This window comes from Sphingomonas sp. UYP23 (assembly GCF_054059235.1).
Window position 1 is genome coordinate 4,262,955 of sequence record NZ_JBSSBX010000001.1, and the last position, 19,352, is coordinate 4,282,306.

17 protein-coding genes are annotated in these 19,352 nt (G+C 64.9%); 14 read left to right on the forward strand and 3 right to left on the reverse strand.

The window, feature by feature from the left end; all coding sequences use genetic code 11:
* Positions 1-5 precede the first annotated feature (5 nt).
* Together ACVWYO_RS20975 and ACVWYO_RS20980 are read left to right on the forward strand one after the other, a co-directional pair.
* Positions 6-383, forward strand: a complete 378-nt coding sequence (locus ACVWYO_RS20975; protein ID WP_457354146.1) for an antitoxin Xre/MbcA/ParS toxin-binding domain-containing protein — start codon at positions 6-8, stop codon at positions 381-383.
* Positions 355-1,104 carry an RES family NAD+ phosphorylase gene (locus tag ACVWYO_RS20980; protein ID WP_457354148.1) on the forward strand — a complete coding sequence of 250 codons (750 nt, stop codon included), beginning with the start codon at positions 355-357 and terminating at the stop codon, positions 1,102-1,104. The genes ACVWYO_RS20975 and ACVWYO_RS20980 overlap by 29 nt, the downstream gene beginning before the upstream one ends.
* On the opposite strand, the gene ACVWYO_RS20985 is transcribed toward ACVWYO_RS20980, so the two are convergent.
* On the reverse strand, positions 1,101-2,018 hold the full coding sequence (locus ACVWYO_RS20985; RefSeq protein ID WP_457354150.1) for a HEPN domain-containing protein: 918 nt from the start codon (positions 2,016-2,018) through the stop codon (positions 1,101-1,103). The two genes, ACVWYO_RS20980 and ACVWYO_RS20985, sit on opposite strands and share 4 nt — an antisense overlap.
* Before the next feature lie 451 nt (positions 2,019-2,469).
* On the opposite strand from ACVWYO_RS20985, the gene ACVWYO_RS20990 reads away from it, so the two are divergent.
* The 12 genes from ACVWYO_RS20990 to cobA all read left to right on the forward strand — a co-directional run bounded on the left by ACVWYO_RS20990 (position 2,470) and on the right by cobA (position 16,690).
* The gene (locus ACVWYO_RS20990) at positions 2,470-2,652 is read left to right on the forward strand and encodes a hypothetical protein (RefSeq protein ID WP_457354152.1); all 183 of its coding nucleotides are present in this window, start codon (positions 2,470-2,472) and stop codon (positions 2,650-2,652) included.
* Between the two features lie 15 nt (positions 2,653-2,667).
* Complete coding sequence (locus ACVWYO_RS20995; protein ID WP_457354154.1) at positions 2,668-3,225, forward strand: ABC-three component system protein; 558 nt, start codon at positions 2,668-2,670, stop codon at positions 3,223-3,225.
* Positions 3,222-3,731: an ABC-three component system middle component 5 gene (locus ACVWYO_RS21000; protein WP_457354156.1), complete on the forward strand. Its 510-nt coding sequence runs from the start codon at positions 3,222-3,224 to the stop codon at positions 3,729-3,731. The genes ACVWYO_RS20995 and ACVWYO_RS21000 overlap by 4 nt, the downstream gene beginning before the upstream one ends.
* A complete protein-coding gene (locus ACVWYO_RS21005) occupies positions 3,718-5,628 on the forward strand; it encodes an AAA family ATPase (protein ID WP_457354158.1) in 1,911 nt (636 codons plus the stop codon). Before ACVWYO_RS21000 ends, ACVWYO_RS21005 begins: the two co-directional genes overlap by 14 nt.
* A gap of 394 nt (positions 5,629-6,022) precedes the next feature.
* The gene (locus ACVWYO_RS21010) at positions 6,023-6,601 is read left to right on the forward strand and encodes an ANTAR domain-containing response regulator (protein WP_457354160.1); all 579 of its coding nucleotides are present in this window, start codon (positions 6,023-6,025) and stop codon (positions 6,599-6,601) included.
* Entirely contained in the window at positions 6,598-7,812 is a 1,215-nt protein-coding gene (locus ACVWYO_RS21015; RefSeq protein ID WP_457354162.1) for an ABC transporter substrate-binding protein, read from the forward strand. Before ACVWYO_RS21010 ends, ACVWYO_RS21015 begins: the two co-directional genes overlap by 4 nt.
* Before the next feature lie 193 nt (positions 7,813-8,005).
* Positions 8,006-9,271 (forward strand): nitrate/nitrite transporter, encoded by a 1,266-nt coding sequence (locus tag ACVWYO_RS21020; protein ID WP_426265456.1) that lies wholly within the window; start codon positions 8,006-8,008, stop codon positions 9,269-9,271.
* The gene (locus ACVWYO_RS21025) at positions 9,271-10,488 is read left to right on the forward strand and encodes an alginate export family protein (protein ID WP_457354164.1); all 1,218 of its coding nucleotides are present in this window, start codon (positions 9,271-9,273) and stop codon (positions 10,486-10,488) included. Before ACVWYO_RS21020 ends, ACVWYO_RS21025 begins: the two co-directional genes overlap by 1 nt.
* Positions 10,485-12,953 (forward strand): nitrite reductase large subunit NirB, encoded by a 2,469-nt coding sequence (gene nirB, locus ACVWYO_RS21030; protein ID WP_457354166.1) that lies wholly within the window; start codon positions 10,485-10,487, stop codon positions 12,951-12,953. The genes ACVWYO_RS21025 and nirB overlap by 4 nt, the downstream gene beginning before the upstream one ends.
* Complete coding sequence (nirD, locus tag ACVWYO_RS21035) at positions 12,950-13,294, forward strand: nitrite reductase small subunit NirD (RefSeq protein WP_189677566.1); 345 nt, start codon at positions 12,950-12,952, stop codon at positions 13,292-13,294. Before nirB ends, nirD begins: the two co-directional genes overlap by 4 nt.
* Complete coding sequence (locus ACVWYO_RS21040) at positions 13,291-15,873, forward strand: molybdopterin-dependent oxidoreductase (RefSeq protein WP_457354169.1); 2,583 nt, start codon at positions 13,291-13,293, stop codon at positions 15,871-15,873. Before nirD ends, ACVWYO_RS21040 begins: the two co-directional genes overlap by 4 nt.
* Positions 15,866-16,690 (forward strand): uroporphyrinogen-III C-methyltransferase, encoded by an 825-nt coding sequence (gene cobA, locus ACVWYO_RS21045; RefSeq protein WP_457354171.1) that lies wholly within the window; start codon positions 15,866-15,868, stop codon positions 16,688-16,690. The genes ACVWYO_RS21040 and cobA overlap by 8 nt, the downstream gene beginning before the upstream one ends.
* 517 nt (positions 16,691-17,207) lie before the next feature.
* On the opposite strand, the gene ACVWYO_RS21050 is transcribed toward cobA, so the two are convergent.
* Positions 17,208-18,401 (reverse strand): IS91 family transposase, encoded by a 1,194-nt coding sequence (locus tag ACVWYO_RS21050; RefSeq protein ID WP_457348794.1) that lies wholly within the window; start codon positions 18,399-18,401, stop codon positions 17,208-17,210.
* 7 nt (positions 18,402-18,408) lie between these two features.
* Positions 18,409-19,314, reverse strand: a complete 906-nt coding sequence (locus ACVWYO_RS21055; protein WP_457348793.1) for a tyrosine-type recombinase/integrase — start codon at positions 19,312-19,314, stop codon at positions 18,409-18,411.
* Positions 19,315-19,352 lie beyond the last annotated feature (38 nt).

The window sequence follows — 19,352 nt, forward strand, 5'->3', positions numbered from 1 at the left end:
CGGTCATGGCAACGATACTGACGAAAGCTAAGGCGGATGAAAGCCGAGTGATAACGACCGCCGTCGTGAGAGTCGCGACATGTTGGAAGTTGACCAATGAGCAGCTTGGCGCGGTGCTCGGCCTTTCCCCCGCTACGGCCTCACGGTTGCGCACCGGCGGTTTCGAACTCGACCGATCGAGCAAGGCTTTCGAACTCGGCCAGTATCTAGTGCGCCTGTTTCGCAGCCTTGATGCGATGATGGGTAGCGATGACGACGCATCGGTATCATGGCTCCGCACGAGCAACCGTGATCTCGACGGTCGTCCGCTCGATCTGATCCGCTCGATCCGCGGGCTTGGCGCGGTTGCGAACTATGTCGATGATTTCCGCGCCCAGGTCTAAAATGGTCCCGACCACGGCCGACCTCCGACACTATGCTGCGAAAGTGTGGCGCCTTGTAGAGGCACAACACCGCATCTCAACCAACAGACTGGCGGCAAACGTCGACGACCAATCACTGCTCGAGCAACTGATTGACGACGTAAAGCCAGTGATGCCGGTGGCGGCACGCGGGTTGCACTATCTACTCGGGACGCCTTTTCGGTATGGCTATGCCAAGGCATCACGGTTCCGGCGTGCTGGCGAACGTCCTGGTATCTTTTATGCGTCCGAGCATGTCGCCACTGCCGTTGCCGAAACGGCTTATTGGCGGTTGCTCTTTTTCTCGCGATCACCTGGGTTCGTGCCACCGACCACCGTGGTCGAGCATTCGGCGTTCACGGTGCCAGTTGCAGTCGATCGCGCACTGGATCTTTCGGCTCCGCCGCTGAATGCGGAAGCGGACCGATGGACCGATCCGACAGACTATGCGCCCTGCCAGGCGCTCGCTGCGCAGGCTCGCGGGATCGATGCACAGGCTATCCGATATCACTCCGTGCGCGATACCGAGCATCGCACCAATCTGGCATTGCTCGATCCATCCGGTTTCTCGGCATCTGTGCCGACCATCGAGCAGACATGGCATTTCCGATTTGAGGCAGGCAAACTGACGGCGTTCGCACCCTTCCCCTCCAGAGATCTTTATCGGTTCGACTATGCCCTGTTCGGGCTCTCAGCGCCCTAATCAGGACGGTCGGGATGCGCGATCTCTCGCATCTCGTCGAGGCGTTGTTGGCAAACCGCTTCAACCAAATCACGCAACTGCCGGACTGAGCCCAGGATAGCGTCGAGGTCTACGGTGCTGATCGCATACGCCGACGAATAGCGCGCCTCAACGTAAGCGCGTTTGAGCAATTCGAAGCGTCGGCGATCCAAACGCGCATCGCGCGGCCACGCCCCGATCAGCCTAGCTTCACTGTTCTCGGCCAATGACCGCAGAAATTTGATGTTGTGAGAGCGAGGGAAATAGAGCGTTTTCACCAGCAGGAACCAGCAATACGCACGTTCAGTTGCTTGGTGCAGCGTGAAAGCCGCATCTTTCAGCTCACCTTCCGCCATGTAAAAAACAGCTCCCTTGAGAGCGCTCTCGACCTTAGCACGCCAATCCTGATCGTAATCCGACGCCATCTCGTGCCCATCCGCTGCGGTGAGCGGCATGGGCGTCGCAAGCGGATGACATGGTAGGTCGTAAAGCGATATGCCGTCACGGGCGATGTCGACCCAGAAATACTCCCCGCGTTGGAGCGACTGGTTCACCTCATCGAGCGAATGTACGATAATATTCACCGGGCGACCGATCGACGTATCGCGTAGGATTTTATCCTCGGCAACATACCAATAGTGCTCAATATCGGTGAGGTCGCGGTGGCTGACTACGACGAGTATATCAAAATCGGACTGATAACCATTCTCGGGTTCGTCGACCCAGTCGTCACGCGCGTAGCTGCCAAACAGGATAACCTTGTAGATTTTGCCGTTTTTGCGCGGCCCCGAGGTTGCCCGACCGATTGCCTTAGAAAATTCGGCGTGCAGCAACTCGACGACGCGCGCTAGTTCGCCCTGCTGAGTGGCGGGCAGATGATCGACGTTCGTTCTCATAATTTTTGATTCTTCCCGCCAGACGGCGCAATGGCAAGGAGAAAGCCGAATCAAGTCCCTTAGCGCTCATCTTGGCTTGTCGGCGCTCCCGCAACCTGATGGTCGCAAACGTCGATGACAGGCACAAAAAGGCTAAGTTATTTTTAGCCCAAACGGGAGATCAGCGGAGCGATCCAAGCGGCATTAAGGGTGGAAAGCCGCCTGTCCGCTTACGGGCGGCGCTGACGGAAAGCCGCCGTTCATTTAGGAGGCAGACCAGAGAGCTCGAATGCGTGTGAGTGATCGATAGTAGCCTATCCGCTCCTGGACCGCCGAGCGGTAAGCTGTCATTCGTTTCAACCCGAGCCGTTTCGCGTCCAATACGCGTCTGGAATGCGGCAGGTCTTGTAACGCCACGCCGGCGCGGGCATTAATCGCTTCAGGGGAACGAACTGCATGCCCGCCCGAATTCTTGGTTCAACACTGGAAGGAGATCCTGGCGGTCGTCGCTGCGCTCGTTGCGGGCGGCGTGGTCGTCAAGCTGATCTCGATCCGCGTGTCCAGCTCGTCGAACAGGGTCGATCAGCGAGGCGCGATATCGCGCGGCGACATCGTCGGGCGGGACAACAATCGCAACCGCGACCGCCGGGGCTGAGCGCCCTTGGCGGACATGAATGACGTCAATCAGCGGGGTGCGACGGCAGGCGAGAAGATCGTCGGGCGTGACGACAATTCCGTCAACGTCTTACTGCCCGGCGACAGTCAGGTGAGCGTGCTCGTCAAGCAGCTCGATCGCGAGATCCACGCCGACGAGATCCGCGAGCAGTGGATCGATAGCCCCCAGTTTTTCGAGGAGCAGTACGTCCCCGACGGGATCAGGGGATTGGAGGCGAAGCTCGCGAGGTGCGGACGGCCGGACAAGGTGGGGCTGGCGCTTCGACACAAGGAGCTCTTCGTCAAGTTCCTCAACCGCTACTCGCTTTACGGGGCCGCACAGGAGCTGCTCGCCCTCTGCCTTCATCGCATCCACGCGGAGTTTGAGACCCATGTCCATCCCGCGTGCGGCAGCAGCGACGGCGCCGAGATCGACCGGATTGTGTCGGAGAAGGTCGTGCAGGCGGTCGTTACCGAATATGGGCTGGGGACCTTCGCGCTCAACCATGGATTGGTGCTGGGCATGACCTACTGGCTGGCCGATCGCTGTTACGTACGCTGGCACGCGGCATGACGCAGCTCGTCTACCATCCGGCGTTTGACCCGTACAACGCGCTGCTCCGCACATGCCGTCTGCTTGACGAGATGGCGGGCGGGATCGACGTTACCGCCCTGCGCGTGCTCGACTTCCTGCTCCTCTTCCCCGAGCACCTGGCGTCAGTGCGCTTGTCACCGACGCTCAAGTGGGCCGTGCGAAGGCTGAAGGCGCAGCCGCGTTTCCCCTACGACCGCCTGCCGACGCCCCGGGCGTTGTTCAAAAGGATGGCGGCGCCCTACGAGGCCGCCATTCAGACCCTCGTCTCGCGCGGTCTGGTGGACGTCGACGAGACGACGGGGGACATTCGATTGAACGAAGGCGTGGTGCCGCCCTCGCTCATGTCGCTCGCCAAGCTGCGGAACGAGGAAGAGGCCGACCTGATGTCGGTGCTGCAGCAGCTCGGCAGCCAGTATTCGGCCTATGGTTCGGACGGGTTGAAGGACCGCTCCCACCTCGACGAATTTCTGTATGACGCTGTTTAAGCCGACGCTGATCATCCGCGAGGCGGCGGTCTATCGAGGCACGTCCTACGCGTACCGCGAGAGCCTACACGACGGCGTGAACATCATCGCCGGCGAGAACAGTTCCGGCAAGAGCACTATCCTCAGCCTGATCGTCTACGGACTGGGAGCGGACATCTCCAACTGGAGCGAGCAGGCCCAGCTGTGCGACCGGGTCTCGCTGGAGGTGGAGTGCAACGGCAACGTGGCCACCTTCTCGCGTCTGATATCCGCGAAGTCCGGTCAGCCGATGGAGATATTCGCGGGCTCGCTCGAGCAGGCGGAGCAGGCGCCCACGTCCGAATGGATGCGGTTTCCCTATCGAACGTCCGGCGAGCGGGAGAGCTTTTCTCAAGCTGTCTTCAATCTTCTCGACCTGCCAGAATTGCAGACCGACACGTCGGGCAAGCTCACGCTGCATCAGCTGCTGCGCCTCATGTACTCGGATCAGCTGAGCGCGGTGGACCACATCTTCCGTGACGAGAACTTCGACTCACCGCAGCTGCGCGAGGCGATCGGCCGGTTCCTGATGGGTGCCTATGACACCGACATCTATGCGAACCAGTTGCGCATCCGGGAACTCGACAAGGAGCTCGCGGCGGCCGACGCGACCTTGCGGGGGATCTACGCGCTGCTTGCCGACGTCAACCACAGCCTAACCCTGGATTGGGCGGCGGCCGAGCGACGGAACGTCGAGGAGCAGCTGATCCGGCTTGGGGAGGAGGCGTCTCGGTCGGAGGCGGCGCTGTACCAGGACGATGGCGGGGACGTCGTATCGCTGGAACCGCAGCAGCGCGCCTTGGAGGCCGTACGCGCGGCGCAGAAGGAGCTCGCCTCCGTCGATCAGGAGATTGAGGGGCTGCGGCTCGAACGGGCCGATTCTGAAATCTTCCTCGCCACGCTCGGGCGCAAGATTGATGCCCTACGGGACTCGGCGACGGTCGCGGAGGCGATCAGCGAAGTAGAATACAGCTGGTGTCCGGCTTGCTTCGCGACGCTGCCGATACACGACAATCCCCATACCTGCCGCCTGTGCAAGGCGCCGATGGACGAGGAGCGGATGCGCCGCCGGGTCGTTGGACAGCTCAACGAGTTGCTCGTCCAACATAAGCAATCGACGAGCGTGCAGGCGGACCGGGATCACGAGCTGGCGGAGCTGAACGAGCGGCGGGCCGCGACCTTCGCCCGGTGGAAGGACGCCGCGGCGCGGCTGGGCACGGCCACCCGCACGCCGCAAAGCGACGCTAGGCAGAAGCTTGCGTCGCTCAACGAGCAGATGGGCTACCTGCGGCGGGAACTGGAGGAGATCACCAGGCAGGAGCGGCTGATAGCGAGATTGGACGCGCTCTCGACTAGGAAGGCGGACGTCACGGCCGAGCTGACGCGGCTGAAGGATATGAACGAGCGTCTGGCCGCGACCCAGCAGGAGAGGCTTTTGAATGCCTACCGGCGCGTCGAGCGCGAGACGCTTGCCCTGCTGCACCACGACCTGCCTCGGCAGGATTCTTTCGAGAAGGCGGAGAACGTCTCCTTCGACTTCAAGCGGGACGCCATGTCGGTGGATGGCCATACCTATTCGTCGGCATCCTCGACGATCTACCTGAAGAACGCCTTGCTCTCCTCGTTCCTCGCCGCGGCAGCCGAGGATCCTGGCTTCCGGCACTTCCGGCTGCTCATCCTCGACACGATTGAGGACAAGGGGATGGAGCCGGAGCGCAGCCGCAACTTCCAGAGGCTGATCGCCGAGCGGTCGGCCTCGCTGACGGCACGGCACCAGATCATCTTCGCTACGGCGATGATAAGTCCGGAGCTGGATAACACCGATTACGTCATTGGTCGGAAGTCGACGCATGCGGAGCGTACACTCTTGGTCGGCTGAGCCTAGATAACCTTACAGGCCTATATATTGCTTTTTAAGGCGGAGCCGCGTCGTTTCCCGGCAGGCTGATGATCGCTGAATAAACGAACGTCCGCTCCTCGGACGCTTGAACGCGCAGCCGAACCGTCGTTTTTGGGTCGTCGCTGCAGCGGCGGATGTCGACCAGAGCCGGTCATTCAAATCAGCTTCGGTCAACGTCTGGTGCTGACGGAAGCTGCCGATCGGGCTGCGCGGAGCGGCCGGTCGGCAGTCCGCCCGGTAACGCCACTCCCATGTCATATTTGAAGTCCCAGAAGCTGTCGTAGTAAGCGCTCACGGTACTAGCGGATCATCCGCTCAATCAGCTTTGGTCTGTCGCAACCTCGGTCTATGGACGCTGGCGGAGGGCACGCATTTGAGAATTGCGATTGTCGATGAAAGTGCTGCGCGCGCGGCCGTGATCGAGGAAGGTCTGCGCGATGCTGGCCTCAGCGATGTCACGATCTTCGTCGATCGCCGCGGTATAGCCGCACGGCTCGAGTCGTTGTCGCCTGACGTCGTGCTGATCAACCTCGCCAATCCGCACCGCGATGAGCTCGAGGAGCTGTTCGCGTTGTCGAAGGCGATGGCGCGGCCGGTGGCGATGTTCGTCGACCAAAGCGATGTCGCGGGGATCGAGGCGGCGATCGATGCGGGCGTCTCGGCCTATGTCGTCGACGGGCTCAAGAAAGAGCGGATCCGCCCGATCATCGAACTCGCGATCCGCCGCTTCCGCGCCTATTCGCGGCTGCGGACCGAGCTCGACGAAGCACGCGGCGCGCTCGCCGAGCGCAAGGCGATCGACGAGGCCAAGGCGCTGCTGATGAAGAAGCGCGGGATCGACGAGCCTGCGGCCTATGCCGCGCTGCGCAAGGCGGCGATGGATAGCGGGCGGCGGATCGGCGACGTCGCCGACGCGATCGTCACCGCGAACCGGCTGATGGGGGACCTATGACGACCACGCCGTTCCGCATCGGTTTCCTGCCGCTGGTCGACGCCGCCTTGCCGATCCTTGCGCGCGAACTCGGGTTCGCCGAGGCGGAGGGGATCGCGCTCGAGCTCGTGCGCGACATGAGCTGGGCGACCGTCAACGACCGGTTGCTCTATGGCCATAGCGATGCCGCGCACCTGCTCGCGCCGCTGGCGATCGCGACGAGGCTGGGGCTCGGGCGGCCGGCGACGCCGCTATCGGTGCCGTTCGTGCTCGGGCTCAACGGCAATGCGATCACGCTGCGGCCCGATCTCGCAGCGCAGGTCACTGCGGTGGGCGCGCCCGGCGACGTCGCGGCGATCGGGGCACGGCTTGCTATCGTCGCGCAGGCGGCGCGCGCGCGCGGCACGCCGCTGCGTTTCGGCGTGGTGCACCGCTATTCGAGCCACAATTACATGCTGCGCTATTGGCTGATCGGCTGCGGGATCGATCCCGATCGCGACGTATCGATCGTCACGGTCGCGCCGCCCTTCGCCGCCGATGCGCTCGCCGCGGGCGAGATTGACGGGATTTGCGTCGGCGAGCCGTGGAACAGCGTCGCGGTCGACCGCGGCGTCGGCGTGATCGTCGCGGTGACGTCGCAGATCTGGCTGCGCGGGGTCGAGAAGGTGCTGGCTATGCGCACCGCGCGGATGGAGGAGGATCCCGACCTCACGCATCGCCTGCTGCGCGCGCTGTACCGCGCGGGCGTGGCCTTCGTCGATCCGACTCGGCGCGAGGAGATTGCTGCTATCCTCGCGGGGCCGGACTATCTCGATGGGTCGGCTACGCTGATCGGCCACGCCATTTCGGACCGCATCGTGTTTGCGCAAGGCGCCGACCCGATCGACGTCGCCGATTTCATGTTCCAGCATCGCGAGGCGGCCAATTTCCCGTGGGTCAGCCAGGCGGCGTGGCTCTATGCGCAGATGTGCATCGCTGGCCACGCGACACCGAACCCAACCGATTATGACGCGGCGCAACGCGTTTTCCGCCCAGACGTCTATCGCGCCGCGCTGCGACCGCTCGGCGTACCGCTGCCGGGGGCGAGCTCTAAGCTCGAGGGCGGGATCGCCGGATCGCTTGGGGTCGGCACCACACAGGGCCGCTTGATCCTCGGTGCCGACCGATTCTTCGATGCGCGGAGCTTCGATCCGGCCGATCTCACCGGCTATCTTGGCGGATTCGAAGCATAATCGGCCGCGCTGTAGAAAATTGTTGCGTTGCGGCGCGAATCGAGGCAGCTTTAGGTCATCGTCAAGACGCTGCAACGGGGTAGCGTTTTCGGCAACACCAACAATCTGGCAAAGTCGCCGTCGCGTCTCGAATGATCGAGCGCCGCGGCGGCTTTTTTGCGTTTGCTCGAGGGGAATCGGGACGATGACGCAGTTGCAGACAGAGTTTGACGCCGGGCTGGTGGGGACCAGCGCGCGAACCAAAGCGAAACCGAGCGACACCGGCTTCTGGCAGAGCGGGCACCGCCCGACGCTGATCGCCGCCTTCCTCTATTTCGATCTCGCCTTCATGGTGTGGGTGCTGCTCGGTCCGCTCGCGCCGATCATCGCCAAGGAACTGGCGCTGTCGCCCGCCGAGAAGGGCCTGATGGTCGCAGTGCCGACGCTTGCCGGCGCGGTGCTGCGGCTCGTCAACGGCCTGCTGGTAGACAAGATCGGGCCGAAGAAGACCGGTGCGATCGGGCAGATCATCGTCATTGCCGGCCTGTCGATCGGCTGGCTGTTCGGGGTGCACAGCTTCGAGGGCACGCTCGCGCTGGGCGTCGTGCTCGGCTTTGCGGGGGCAAGTTTCGCGGTCGCGCTGCCGTTGGCCTCGCGCTGGTATCCGGCCGAGCATCAGGGCAAGGCGATGGGGATTGCCGGCATGGGCAATTCGGGCACCGTGCTCGCCTCGCTGTTCGCGCCGATGCTCGCCAAGGCGTTCGGGTGGAACGCGGTGCTGGGGCTCGCGGTGATCCCGCTGGCGATCGTGTTCCTGCTCTACATGGCGATGGCGAAGGATTCGCCGAGCCAGCCCGCGCCCAAGCCGTTCGCCGCCTATCTGTCGGTGCTCAAGGAAGCCGACACCTGGTGGTTCATGCTGTTCTACGGCGTTACCTTTGGCGGCTTTGTCGGGCTGGCCGCCAGCCTGCCGGTCTATTTCACTGACCGTTTCGCGCTGACCCCGGTGACGGCGGGCTATTGCACCGCGGCGTGCGTCTTCGCGGGATCGCTGGTGCGGCCGATCGGCGGCGCGGTGGCGGACAGGATCGGCGGGATCAGCACGCTGACCGCGGTCTATCTGCTGGCGGCGCTCGTGCTGGTGGCGATCAGCACCGCGCCTGCCTCGCTGACCGTCTCGCTCGGCCTGTTCCTGCTGGTGATGGCGACGCTCGGTTTCGGCAACGGCGCGGTGTTCCAGCTCGTGCCGCAGCGCTTCCGCAGCGAGATCGGCGTGATGACCGGCCTCGTCGGCTTCGGCGGTGGGATCGGCGGCTTCTACCTCGCCTCCTCACTCGGCTTTGCCAAGCAGTGGACCGGCAGCACTTCGCCCGGCTTCCTGATCTTCGCCGGGCTCGCGGTCGTCGCCTTGCTCGGGATCCTCAAGGTCAAGCGCCACTGGCGCGGCAGCTGGACCGCGGCGAACGGAGCGCGGATCTGATGCGCGCGCTGTCGCTCCTCGCGCTGGGAGGGCTGGTGGCGACACCGGCCCTCGCCGACCCGCTCACCTTCACCCCGTTGATCGATGCGCGGCTGCGCTACGAACATGTCGAGCAGGCGCCGCTTGCGAAGGACGCCGACGCCGTCACGCTCAGGCTCCGCAGCGGGTTCGAGGCGAAGCTCAGCGATTTCAGCTTTCTCGCCGAATCCGAGGCGACGCTCGCGATCAACCCGGCGTACAACAGCGGGGTCAACGGCAAGACGGCGTACCCGATCGTTTCCGATCCGCAGAATATCGAGCTCAACCGGCTGCAGCTGCAATATCGCGGGCTCAAGCAGACCGTCGTCACCATCGGGCGACAGGCGATCAACCTCGACGACCAGCGCTTCGTCGGCGCGGTCGCGTGGCGCGACAATGAACAGACCTTCGATGCGGTGCGCGTCGAATGGTCGGCGATCAAGAACCTCAAAGCCGATGTCACCTACGCGAACACTGTCCGCACGATCTGGGGGATCGACGGTGGCAATCGCTTCGGTCCCGCGCGGCTGGGCGAGATCGGCGGTGACAATGTCTTCGTCAACTTGGCCTACAGGACCAGCCTCGGTACGCTAACGGGCTTTGCCTATCTGGTCGACCAGGACCGGCGGCAAGTGTTCGTCAATTCGAGCCAGAGCTATGGCGGCCGCTTCGCCGGGGCCTATCCGCTCAGCAAGACGCTCAAGGTGGCCTACCTTGCGAGCTTCGCGTCGCAGAGCGACTATCACCGCAACCCCAACCGCTATCACGCGGACTATTATGCGGGCGAACTCGGCATCGCCGTCAGGGCGCTGACGCTGACCGGCGGGTATGAGGTGCTCGGCGCGGACAGGGGTGTCGCGGTCACCAGCTTCCAGACCCCGCTCGCCACGTTGCACAAGTTCAACGGCTGGGCCGACAAGTTTCTCGTCACCCCGCCGAATGGCCTGCGCGATGCCTATGGCTCGGTCGGCTATGGCTGGAAGAAGGTCGCCGGGCTCGATGCGATCGCCCTGGTCGCCGCCTATCACCGCTTCGACAGCGACCGGCTCGGCCAACATTACGGCGATGAGGTCGATGCGCAGCTCAGCGTCAAGCAGGGCCGATACACCGCGCTCCTCAAATATGCCGACTATCGCGCCGATCGCTACGCGACCGACACCAAGAAACTCTGGCTCTCCCTGGATTGGGCTTTCTCATGACCAAACCGCATCTCATCGTCATCGGCAACGGCATGGCGGGCTGCCGCGCGGTCGAGGAAATCCTCGCGCGCGATGCGGAGCGCTATCGCATCACGATCTTCGGCGCCGAGCCGCACGTGAACTACAACCGCATCATGCTCTCGCCGCTGCTCGCCGGCGACAAGGCGTTCGACGACATCGTGATCAACGATCTCGCCTGGTATGCCGACAATGCGATCGAACTGGTGGCGAGCGACCCCGTCGTTGCGATCGACCGCAGGATCCAGACCGTCACGGCGCGTTCGGGCCGGGTCGAGAGCTATGACAAGCTGATCCTCGCGACCGGCTCGGACCCGTTCATCATCCCGGTGCCGGGGCATGATCTGGAGGGTGTCGTCACCTTCCGCGATATGGACGATGTCGGCGCGATGCTGCGCGCGGCCGACGCCGGTGGAGACGCGGTGGTGATCGGCGGTGGGCTGCTCGGGCTCGAAGCCGCGCATGGCCTTTCGCTCCGCGGCATGAAGGTGACCGTGCTCCACATCATGCCGACGCTGATGGAGCGTCAGCTCGACGAAGCGGCGGGCTGGCTGCTGAAGGCAGCGCTCGAGGCGCGCGGCCAGACGATCCTGACTGGCGCCGATACCGCCGAAATCTACGGTCAGGGCAAGGTAGAGGGCGTGCGCCTCAAGACGGGGCACGAGATCCCGGCGTCGCTCGTGGTGATGGCGGTCGGCATCCGCCCCAACGTCAAGCTGGCGCGCGGCGCCGATCTCGCGATCGGGCGCGGCATCCATGTCGACGATCACCTCGTCACCTCGGACGCCAACATCCTCGCGGTCGGCGAATGCGTCGAGCATAATGGCCTGGTTTACGGCCTGGTCGCGCCCTTGTGGGACATGTGCCGCAGCCTCGCCGACGGGCTTGTCGCGACGCCCTCGGGCTATACCGGCTCGGTCACCTCGACCAAGCTGAAGGTCTCAGGGATCGACGTCTTCTCGGCGGGCGATTTCTCGGGCGGCGATGGCTGCGAGGATATCGTCATGCGCGATGCGGCGCGCGGCATCTACAAGCGCGTGGTGGTCAAGGACGACCGCGTGATCGGCGCGGTGCTCTATGGCGATACGCAGGACGGCAATTGGTATTTCGACCTGCTCAGGAAGCAGCAGAACGTCGCCGAAATCCGCGATGCGCTGATCTTCGGCCAGGCCTTCGCCAGTGGAGGAGCGGCATCGGCACACCCTAATGCGGCAGTCGCAGCGATGGCGGACGATGCCGAGATCTGCGGCTGCAACGGCGTCAGCAAGGGCAAGGTGGTCGGCGCGATCACGGACGGTGCGGTGACGCTCGATGCGGTGCGCGCTTGCACCAAGGCATCTGCCTCGTGCGGGTCGTGCACCAATTTGGTCGAAGGCCTGCTCGCGGTCACGCTGGGCGAGGCATTCGACGGCGAGCGCAGCGCGCCGACCGTGTGCAAATGCACCAGCTTCACGCATGAGGACGTCCGCCGATTGATCCTCGAGAAAGAGCTTAAGGCGATCCCGCAGGTGATGCAGGCGCTGCACTGGACGACGCCCGACGGCTGCTCGTCGTGCCGCCCGGCGCTCAATTACTATCTGCTATGTGCATGGCCTGGTGAGTTCATCGACGACAACCAGTCGCGTTTCGTCAACGAGCGAATGCATGCCAATATCCAGAAGGACGGCACATATTCGGTCGTCCCGCGGATGTGGGGCGGGGTCACCAACCCCAAGGAACTGCGCGCAATCGCCGATGTCGCCGAGAAATATGAGGCGCGCATGGTCAAGGTGACCGGCGGCCAGCGGCTCGACATCTTCGGGATCAAGAAGGAGGATTTGCCCGCGGTGTGGGCCGATCTCAACGCCGCCGGCATGGTCAGCGGCCACGCCTATGCGAAGGCGTTGCGCACCGTGAAGACGTGCGTCGGCTCCGAATGGTGCCGCTTCGGCACGCAGGATTCGACCGGGCTCGGAATCAAGACCGAACAGATGACCTGGGGCAGCTTCATGCCGCACAAGTTCAAGATCGCGGTGTCGGGCTGTCCACGCAATTGCGCCGAGGCGACGATCAAGGATTTCGGCGTGATCTGCGTCGACAGCGGGTACGAACTGTCGATTGGCGGCAATGGCGGGATCAAGCTGCGCGGCACCGATTTCCTGTGCAAGGTCGCAACCGAGCAAGAGGCGCTCGATCATTGCGCCGCGTTCATCCAGCTCTACCGAGAGGAAGCGCGCTATCTCGATCGCACCGCGCCGTGGGTCGAGCGCGTCGGGCTCGACTATATCAAGGCGCGGATCGTCGAGGATGTCGAAGGCCGCGTGGCGCTGACTGCCCGCTTCCATTTCTCGCAGCGCTTCATGCAGGACGACCCGTGGGCGAAGCGCGCGGCGGGCGACGACTACAAACTCCACCAGCATCTCGCCGAAATCCGCCCTCTCGCGACGCCTTCGCTGGTGGCCGCGTGAGCGCGGTCGGCGAATGGCTGGACATCGGTCCGGTCGACCAGCTTCCCGCGCTCGGTGCGCGGACGTTGCCGGTACGCGGCGGGCGCGAGATCGCGATCTTCCACACCGCCAATGGCGAGGTCTATGCGCTCGCCAACCAATGCCCGCACAAGCAGGGGCCGCTCAGCCAGGGGATCGTCCACGATACTACGGTGACGTGCCCGCTGCATAACTGGCGGATCTCGCTCGTGACGGGCGAGGCGCTCGGCGAGGACAAGGGGTGCGTGCCGGTGATCCCGGTCAAGATCGATGGTGGCCGCATCCTGATCGGCCGCGCGGCGGCGCTGGAAGGCGTGGCTTGACCACGGTTAAGACCACTTGCGCCTATTGCGGCGTCGGCTGCGGCGTGCTCGCCACGCCCACCGGCGCACGCTCTGCGACGATCGCGGGCGACCCGGCCCATCCGGCGAATTTCGGCAAGCTGTGCTCCAAAGGCACGCATCTCGGCGAGACGATCGGCCTCGAAGGCCGCTTGCTCCACCCGATGATCGGCACCCGCCAGGCCAGCTGGGACGATGCGCTGGACCACGTCGCGCAGAGCTTCGCCGCGACGATCGCCGAATATGGCCCCGATAGCGTCGCGTTCTACGCCTCGGGCCAGATGCTGACCGAGGATTATTACGTCGCCAACAAGCTGATGAAGGGCTTCATCGGTGCCGCCAATATCGACACCAATTCGCGCCTGTGCATGGCGAGCGCGGTGGCGGCGCATGTCCGCGCGTTCGGCGAGGATGTCGTGCCGTGCAGCTATGACGATCTCGATGCCGCCGATCTGATCGTGCTGGTCGGATCGAACACCGCCTGGTGCCATCCCGTGATCTGGCAGCGGATTGAGGCGGCGCGGGCGGCGCGCGGCACCAAACTCGTGGTGATCGACCCGCGCCGCACCGAGACCGCCGAGCGCGCCGACCTCCATCTCGCGATCGCCCCCGATAGCGACGTCGCACTGTTCACCGGACTGCTCGCACACATGCGTTCGACCTGGCGGCTCGACGGCAAGGCGCTGGCGGAGCGCGTGCACGTTCCCGACGGCTTCTGGAAGTCGCTGCCGAAGCCAGATGTCGCGAGAGTCTGCGACATCACCCCCGCCGACCTGCAGGCGTTCTACGATCTGTTCGCGGATCACCCGCGCACGATCACTCTGTTCAGCCAGGGCGTGAACCAGTCGACCAGCGGGACCGACAAGGCGAACGCGATCATCAACCTTCATCTCGCCACCGGCCGTATCGGGAAACCCGGCGCGGGGCCGTTCAGCATCACCGGCCAGCCCAATGCGATGGGCGGTCGCGAGGTCGGCGGACTCGCCTCGACGCTCGCCGCGCATATGGGATTCTCGGATGCCGAGCGCGACCGCGCGCAACGCTTCTGGCACTCGCCGACGATTTGCCCCGGTCCCGGTCTGAAGGCGGTCGACATGTTCGAGGCGATGGCCAAAGGCAAGATCAAGGCGGTGTGGATCATGGCGACCAACCCCGCTGTGTCGATGCCCGATGCGCGCATGGCGCGCGTTGCGCTCGCCAACTGCCCGTTCGTCGTCGTGTCGGACTGCATCACCGAGACCGATACGCTGCGCTTTGCGCAGGTGAAGCTGCCCGCGCTCGGCTGGGGCGAGAAGGACGGTACGGTTACCAATTCCGAGCGCCGCGTGTCGCGCCAGCGCGCGTTCCTGCCCGATCCGGGCGAGGCGCGCGCCGACTGGTGGCAAATCGCCGAGGTTGCGCGGCGCATGGGCTTTGCCGGCTTCGATTTTCCGAGCGCCGCGAGCGTCTTCCGCGAATTTGCCGCGCAGACCGGGTTCGAGAATGATGGCGCGCGGCTGCTCGACATTTCCGGCCAGGCGGCGATCTCCGACGCCGACTATGCCGGCATGGCACCGTTCCAATGGGGCGGCGCCTCGCCTTTCGCCGGGCGCGCTTTCCCGACCCCCGACGGCAAGGCGCGGCTCGTTCCCGTCGTCCACAACCCGCGCGACGATGCCAGCCGCGCCTATCCCTTGCGGCTCAACACCGGCCGCTACCGCGACCAGTGGCATACGATGACGCGCACCGGGCTGTCGCCCAAGCTGTCGCAGCACCGCCGCGAGCCGCTGGTCGAGGTCCATCCCGATACCGCGCAACGTCTCAGCCTTACCGACGGAGCGCTCGCCCGGGTCGAGACGCCGAACGGCGCGAGCATCTTTCGCGTGTCGATCACGCCTGAGCAGCGCCGCCGCGAACTATTCGTGCCGATCCACTGGACCGACCAGACCAGCGCCGGTGGCCGCACCGGATTGCTCCCCGGCAACGATCGCGATCCGATCTCGGGTCAGCCCGGCTTCAAGAACACCCCCGCGCGCGCCGGATCGTACAAGCCCGACTGGACCGGCTTCCTCGTCTCGCGCGAGCGGCCGGGCATCCCGGATTGCACCTATTGGACACGAATCCGCACCGCGAATGGCTGGCTGGTCGAACTGGCGGGCGACGGCGATCCAGCGGCCATGACCGCGTTGATGCCCACGGGCGAGCGCGCCGAGATGATCGATGCGCGCCGCGGCGTAGTGCGCTCGGCGGTGATGGCGGAGGGGCAGTTGCAGGCGGCGTTGTTTGTGTCGCGCAGCGCCGGCCTGCCGCCGCGTGACTGGCTGATCAGGCAGCTCGGCGCGGACGAAGCCTCTTCGTTCGAAGTGCTTGCCGGGCGCCCTGCTACTCCTGCCCCCGATCGCGGCGCGATCGTCTGTGTCTGCTTCGACGTCGGCCTCAATACGCTCTTAGCCGCGATCACCGACCAGCGGCTCGTCAGCGTGGAGGCGGTCGGCACGGCGATCAACGCCGGCACCAATTGCGGCTCGTGCCGCCCCGCCATCGCCAAGCTGCTGCCCGTCCAGGAGAGTGTCCATGTCTGAAGTGATCGCACCCGGCGACGTCTGGCTGGTCGGCGCCGGCCCAGGCGACCCCGATCTGCTCACGCGCAAGGCCGAGCGGCTGATCGGCGCGGCCAGCATCGTCTTCTACGATGCGTTGGTCGGACCGGGAGTACTCGATTTGATCCCTGCGCATGTCACGCGCGTCTCGGTCGGCAAACGCTCGGGCCGCCATTCCAAGACGCAGGGCGCGATCGACGCGCTGTTGGTCGAGGCTGCGCTCGCCGGGGAGCGGGTGGTGCGGCTGAAGGGCGGTGATCCCTCGATCTTCGGCCGCTCGACCGAGGAAATCGACGCGCTTGCCCGCCACGGCCTTCGCGTGCGGATCTGCCCGGGCATCACCGCAGCGAGCGCCGCAGCGGCCGGCGCCGGCGTGTCGCTGACGCTGCGCGGATCGGCGCGTGAACTGCGTTTCGTAACCGCCCACGCGCGTGCTGGCCAGCCGCTGGATCTTGACTGGGCGGCGCTTTCGGATTCCTCCGCTACCCTAGCCTTTTACATGGGCCGCGGTGCGGCGGCAGATATCGCCAGCCAGCTTATTGCAAACGGCCTCGCGCCGGTTACCCCGGTGCTCATCGCGAGCGATGTCAGCCTTCCGTCGGAACGTCTCGTCCATACCCGACTCGATTTGCTGGCGCTGGTGATCGATCGTGCCTCGGGTGCCGGCCCCGCTTTAATCTTGGTCGGCGAAGCAATGCGCGCCCAAACTGCGCCGAAACTTGTCCGGGCTGCGTACGAGGCTAGCGGCAGCGGCACTCTCGCCGTCGGTATGCTCGCGGTGTCGTCAGCAGCGATTTGATCGCTCGATGACTACCGGTCACTCATTTCTTTGCCATGCCGTGGGTTGCATGCAGCTTTGATGTCCGGTGTGGTTTGAAGCTGCCGTTCGCGGAGCAAGCAGGGAATGGCGGCAAAGTCCCAAAGTTCGACATTTCAGCGCCGCTGCAGGGCGATCGCGAACTGATGAATGAGTGTCCGGAGTCGGGAAGCGCAAGGATGGCGCTGAGCGTCCATGATTGTGAAGGAAATCGGATGCCGTGAGGCGTACGATATCCTCCAAAGCAGGAAGCCGCGGGCCACGTGTACTGGCTATGGGGATTTCGAGTTTGGCCCGGCTGTGCGGCGCGTGTGACGGCTGTCGAGGCGCGTATCGGCGGCCGAGATCATGGTCCCGAGGGGCAGTGTCCGGGGTGCATCTTGCCCATGATCGCAGGTTGAAGGTGCCGCTGATGCAGTCGGTGATGTTGCCAGCACGAGCGGCAGCATCGCCGGAACCGCAAGACCTGCGTGGCGGGATGAAGCTGAGCCATGCGGGGTCATGGCGTGGTCGTCCCGGTCGATGCGGTGCTCTGCGGCGGTGCGCGCGGCTGCCGCCAGCGTTCGAAGGTCTCTATGACGACCATGTGCCCGCCGCAGCATGGACATGGCGGTCGAACGTCTTCCGGCCCGGTCGGCGCATCGGTGATGGCCGGCGGTGCAACGCCAAGTAGCTCACGGATCCGCTCGAGCTGCCCCTTGCGGGTGGCACCGGCGAGCAGGCCGTAGTGACGGATGCGGTGGAAGCCTTTTGGCAGGACATGGAGCAGGAAGCGGCGGATGAACTCATCGGCCGCGAGCGTCATGGTCTGCTGGCGGTCGGCTCCGTCTCGGCGGTAATCCTTGTAGCGGAACGTCACGCCGGTCTCGTCGAAGCGCAGCAGCCGGCCGTTCGAGATCGCCACCCGGTGGGTGTAGCGCGACAGATAGGCGAGCACCGCCTCTGGTCCCGCGAACGGTGCTTTGGCGTAGACGACCCAGTTCTTCTTCCGGACCGGCGACAGGTGGCGCAGGAACGCACGCCGGTCGGCGAGATGGCCCATGCTTCCGAAGAAGCCGAGCCGCCCGGTGTCGCGCAGCGCCATCAGTCGGGTGAGGAACAGGCGGCGGAACAGCTTGCCGAGCACGCGCACCGGCAAGAGGAACGCCGGGCGCGACGACACCCAGCGGCTGCCGTCGGGCGACAGCCCGCCGCCCGGCACAATCATGTGGATGTGCGGGTGATGGGTCATCGCCGATCCCCACGTATGAAGGACAGCGGTGATGCCGATGCGTGCGCCAAGATGCTTGGGGTCGGCGGCGATGGTGGTCATCGTCTCGGACGCCGCCTGGAACAGCAGGCCGTATAGCGCGGCCTTGTTCTGGAGGGCGATATCGGCGACCTCGGCCGGCAGCGTGAACACGACATGGAAGTAACCGACCGGGAGCAGGTCGGCCTCACGCTCGGCCAGCCAGGCGCGCGCGGCGGCACCCTGGCACCGCGGGCAGTGTCGGTTGCGGCAGCTGTTATAGGCCACCCGCCAATGCCCGCAGTCGGTGCAGGCTTCGACGTGACCGCCCATGACGGCGGTACGGCAATGTTCGATCGCCGACATGACCTTCAGCTGGTGCAGGCTCAGGTGCCCCGCATGCGCCGTTCGATATGCGGGACCAGCGCCGCGAAAGATGTTGGCGACCTCGAGGGAGGTCCGCACGAGGGCGTCAACCGGGCGGCGTCTTGCCCTCCATGAGCGCCATCAGCCGGTCGAGCGGGCTGGTCACGGCGCGGATCGTGCGCGTTGCGACCTTGGTGTAGAGCGCGGTCGTCTCGAGCTTGCTGTGCCCGAGCAGCACCTGGATCACGCGGATATCGACGTCCTGTTCGAGCAGGTGAGTGGCGAAGCTGTGCCGCAGCGTGTGCGGGCTGACGCGCTTTCGAATCCCCGCCGCCTCGGCCGCCTCGCAGACCGCGCGGTGCAGTTGCCGGGTCGAGATCGGGTCGGTGTAGCTGCGCCCTGGAAAGAGCCAGCCGTGCGGCAGAAGGACACTGCGCCGCTTGCCTTCGCGCCACCACAGCCGCAGCAGCTCGAGCAGCTGCGGCGACAGCATGGCGTTACGATCCTTGCGGCCCTTGCCCTCCTCGATCCGGATCAGCATCCGCTTGCTGTCGATATCGTCGGCCTTGAGGTGCGCGACCTCCGACACGCGCAGGCCAGCGCCATAGGCCACGCCCAGCGCCGCCCGGTACTTGATGCCCGGTGCCGCCTCGAGCAGCCGTCCCACCTCATCGACGCTCAGCACGTCGGGCAGCTTCCTGGGACGACGCGCCAGCACCAGCCGCCGCGACAGGTCGGGTCGCTCGAGCGTCACGTCGAACAGGAAGCGCAGTGCCGATACCGAGCCGTTGATCGTGGACTCTCCGACACCCTGCTCGCGTTGGTGAAGCTGGAAGCGGCGCACATCCTCGGCGGTCGCGGTATCGGGCGAGCGCCCGAGGAAAGCCGCGAAGGCGCGGACGTGGCGGATATAATCATGCTGGGTCCGCGACCGCATCGCGCGCATCGCCATGTCGTCGAGCATCCGCTGACGCAGCGGGGTGACGGGTCGTTCGATCGGTACAATCGCCATGATCAAGTTCCTTTGGTTGAAGGAACTCCATCGTCTGC

Coding starts and splice junctions, on each gene's coding strand:
- ACVWYO_RS20975 (WP_457354146.1), top strand. CDS start 6: ATGGCAACGATACTGACGAAAGCTAAGGCGGATGAAAGCCGAGTGATA.
- ACVWYO_RS20980 (WP_457354148.1), top strand. CDS start 355: ATGTCGATGATTTCCGCGCCCAGGTCTAAAATGGTCCCGACCACGGCC.
- ACVWYO_RS20985 (WP_457354150.1), bottom strand. CDS start 2,018: ATGAGAACGAACGTCGATCATCTGCCCGCCACTCAGCAGGGCGAACTA.
- ACVWYO_RS20995 (WP_457354154.1), top strand. CDS start 2,668: ATGAATGACGTCAATCAGCGGGGTGCGACGGCAGGCGAGAAGATCGTC.
- ACVWYO_RS21000 (WP_457354156.1), top strand. CDS start 3,222: ATGACGCAGCTCGTCTACCATCCGGCGTTTGACCCGTACAACGCGCTG.
- ACVWYO_RS21005 (WP_457354158.1), top strand. CDS start 3,718: ATGACGCTGTTTAAGCCGACGCTGATCATCCGCGAGGCGGCGGTCTAT.
- ACVWYO_RS21015 (WP_457354162.1), top strand. CDS start 6,598: ATGACGACCACGCCGTTCCGCATCGGTTTCCTGCCGCTGGTCGACGCC.
- ACVWYO_RS21025 (WP_457354164.1), top strand. CDS start 9,271: ATGCGCGCGCTGTCGCTCCTCGCGCTGGGAGGGCTGGTGGCGACACCG.
- nirB (WP_457354166.1), top strand. CDS start 10,485: ATGACCAAACCGCATCTCATCGTCATCGGCAACGGCATGGCGGGCTGC.
- cobA (WP_457354171.1), top strand. CDS start 15,866: ATGTCTGAAGTGATCGCACCCGGCGACGTCTGGCTGGTCGGCGCCGGC.
- ACVWYO_RS21055 (WP_457348793.1), bottom strand. CDS start 19,314: ATGGCGATTGTACCGATCGAACGACCCGTCACCCCGCTGCGTCAGCGG.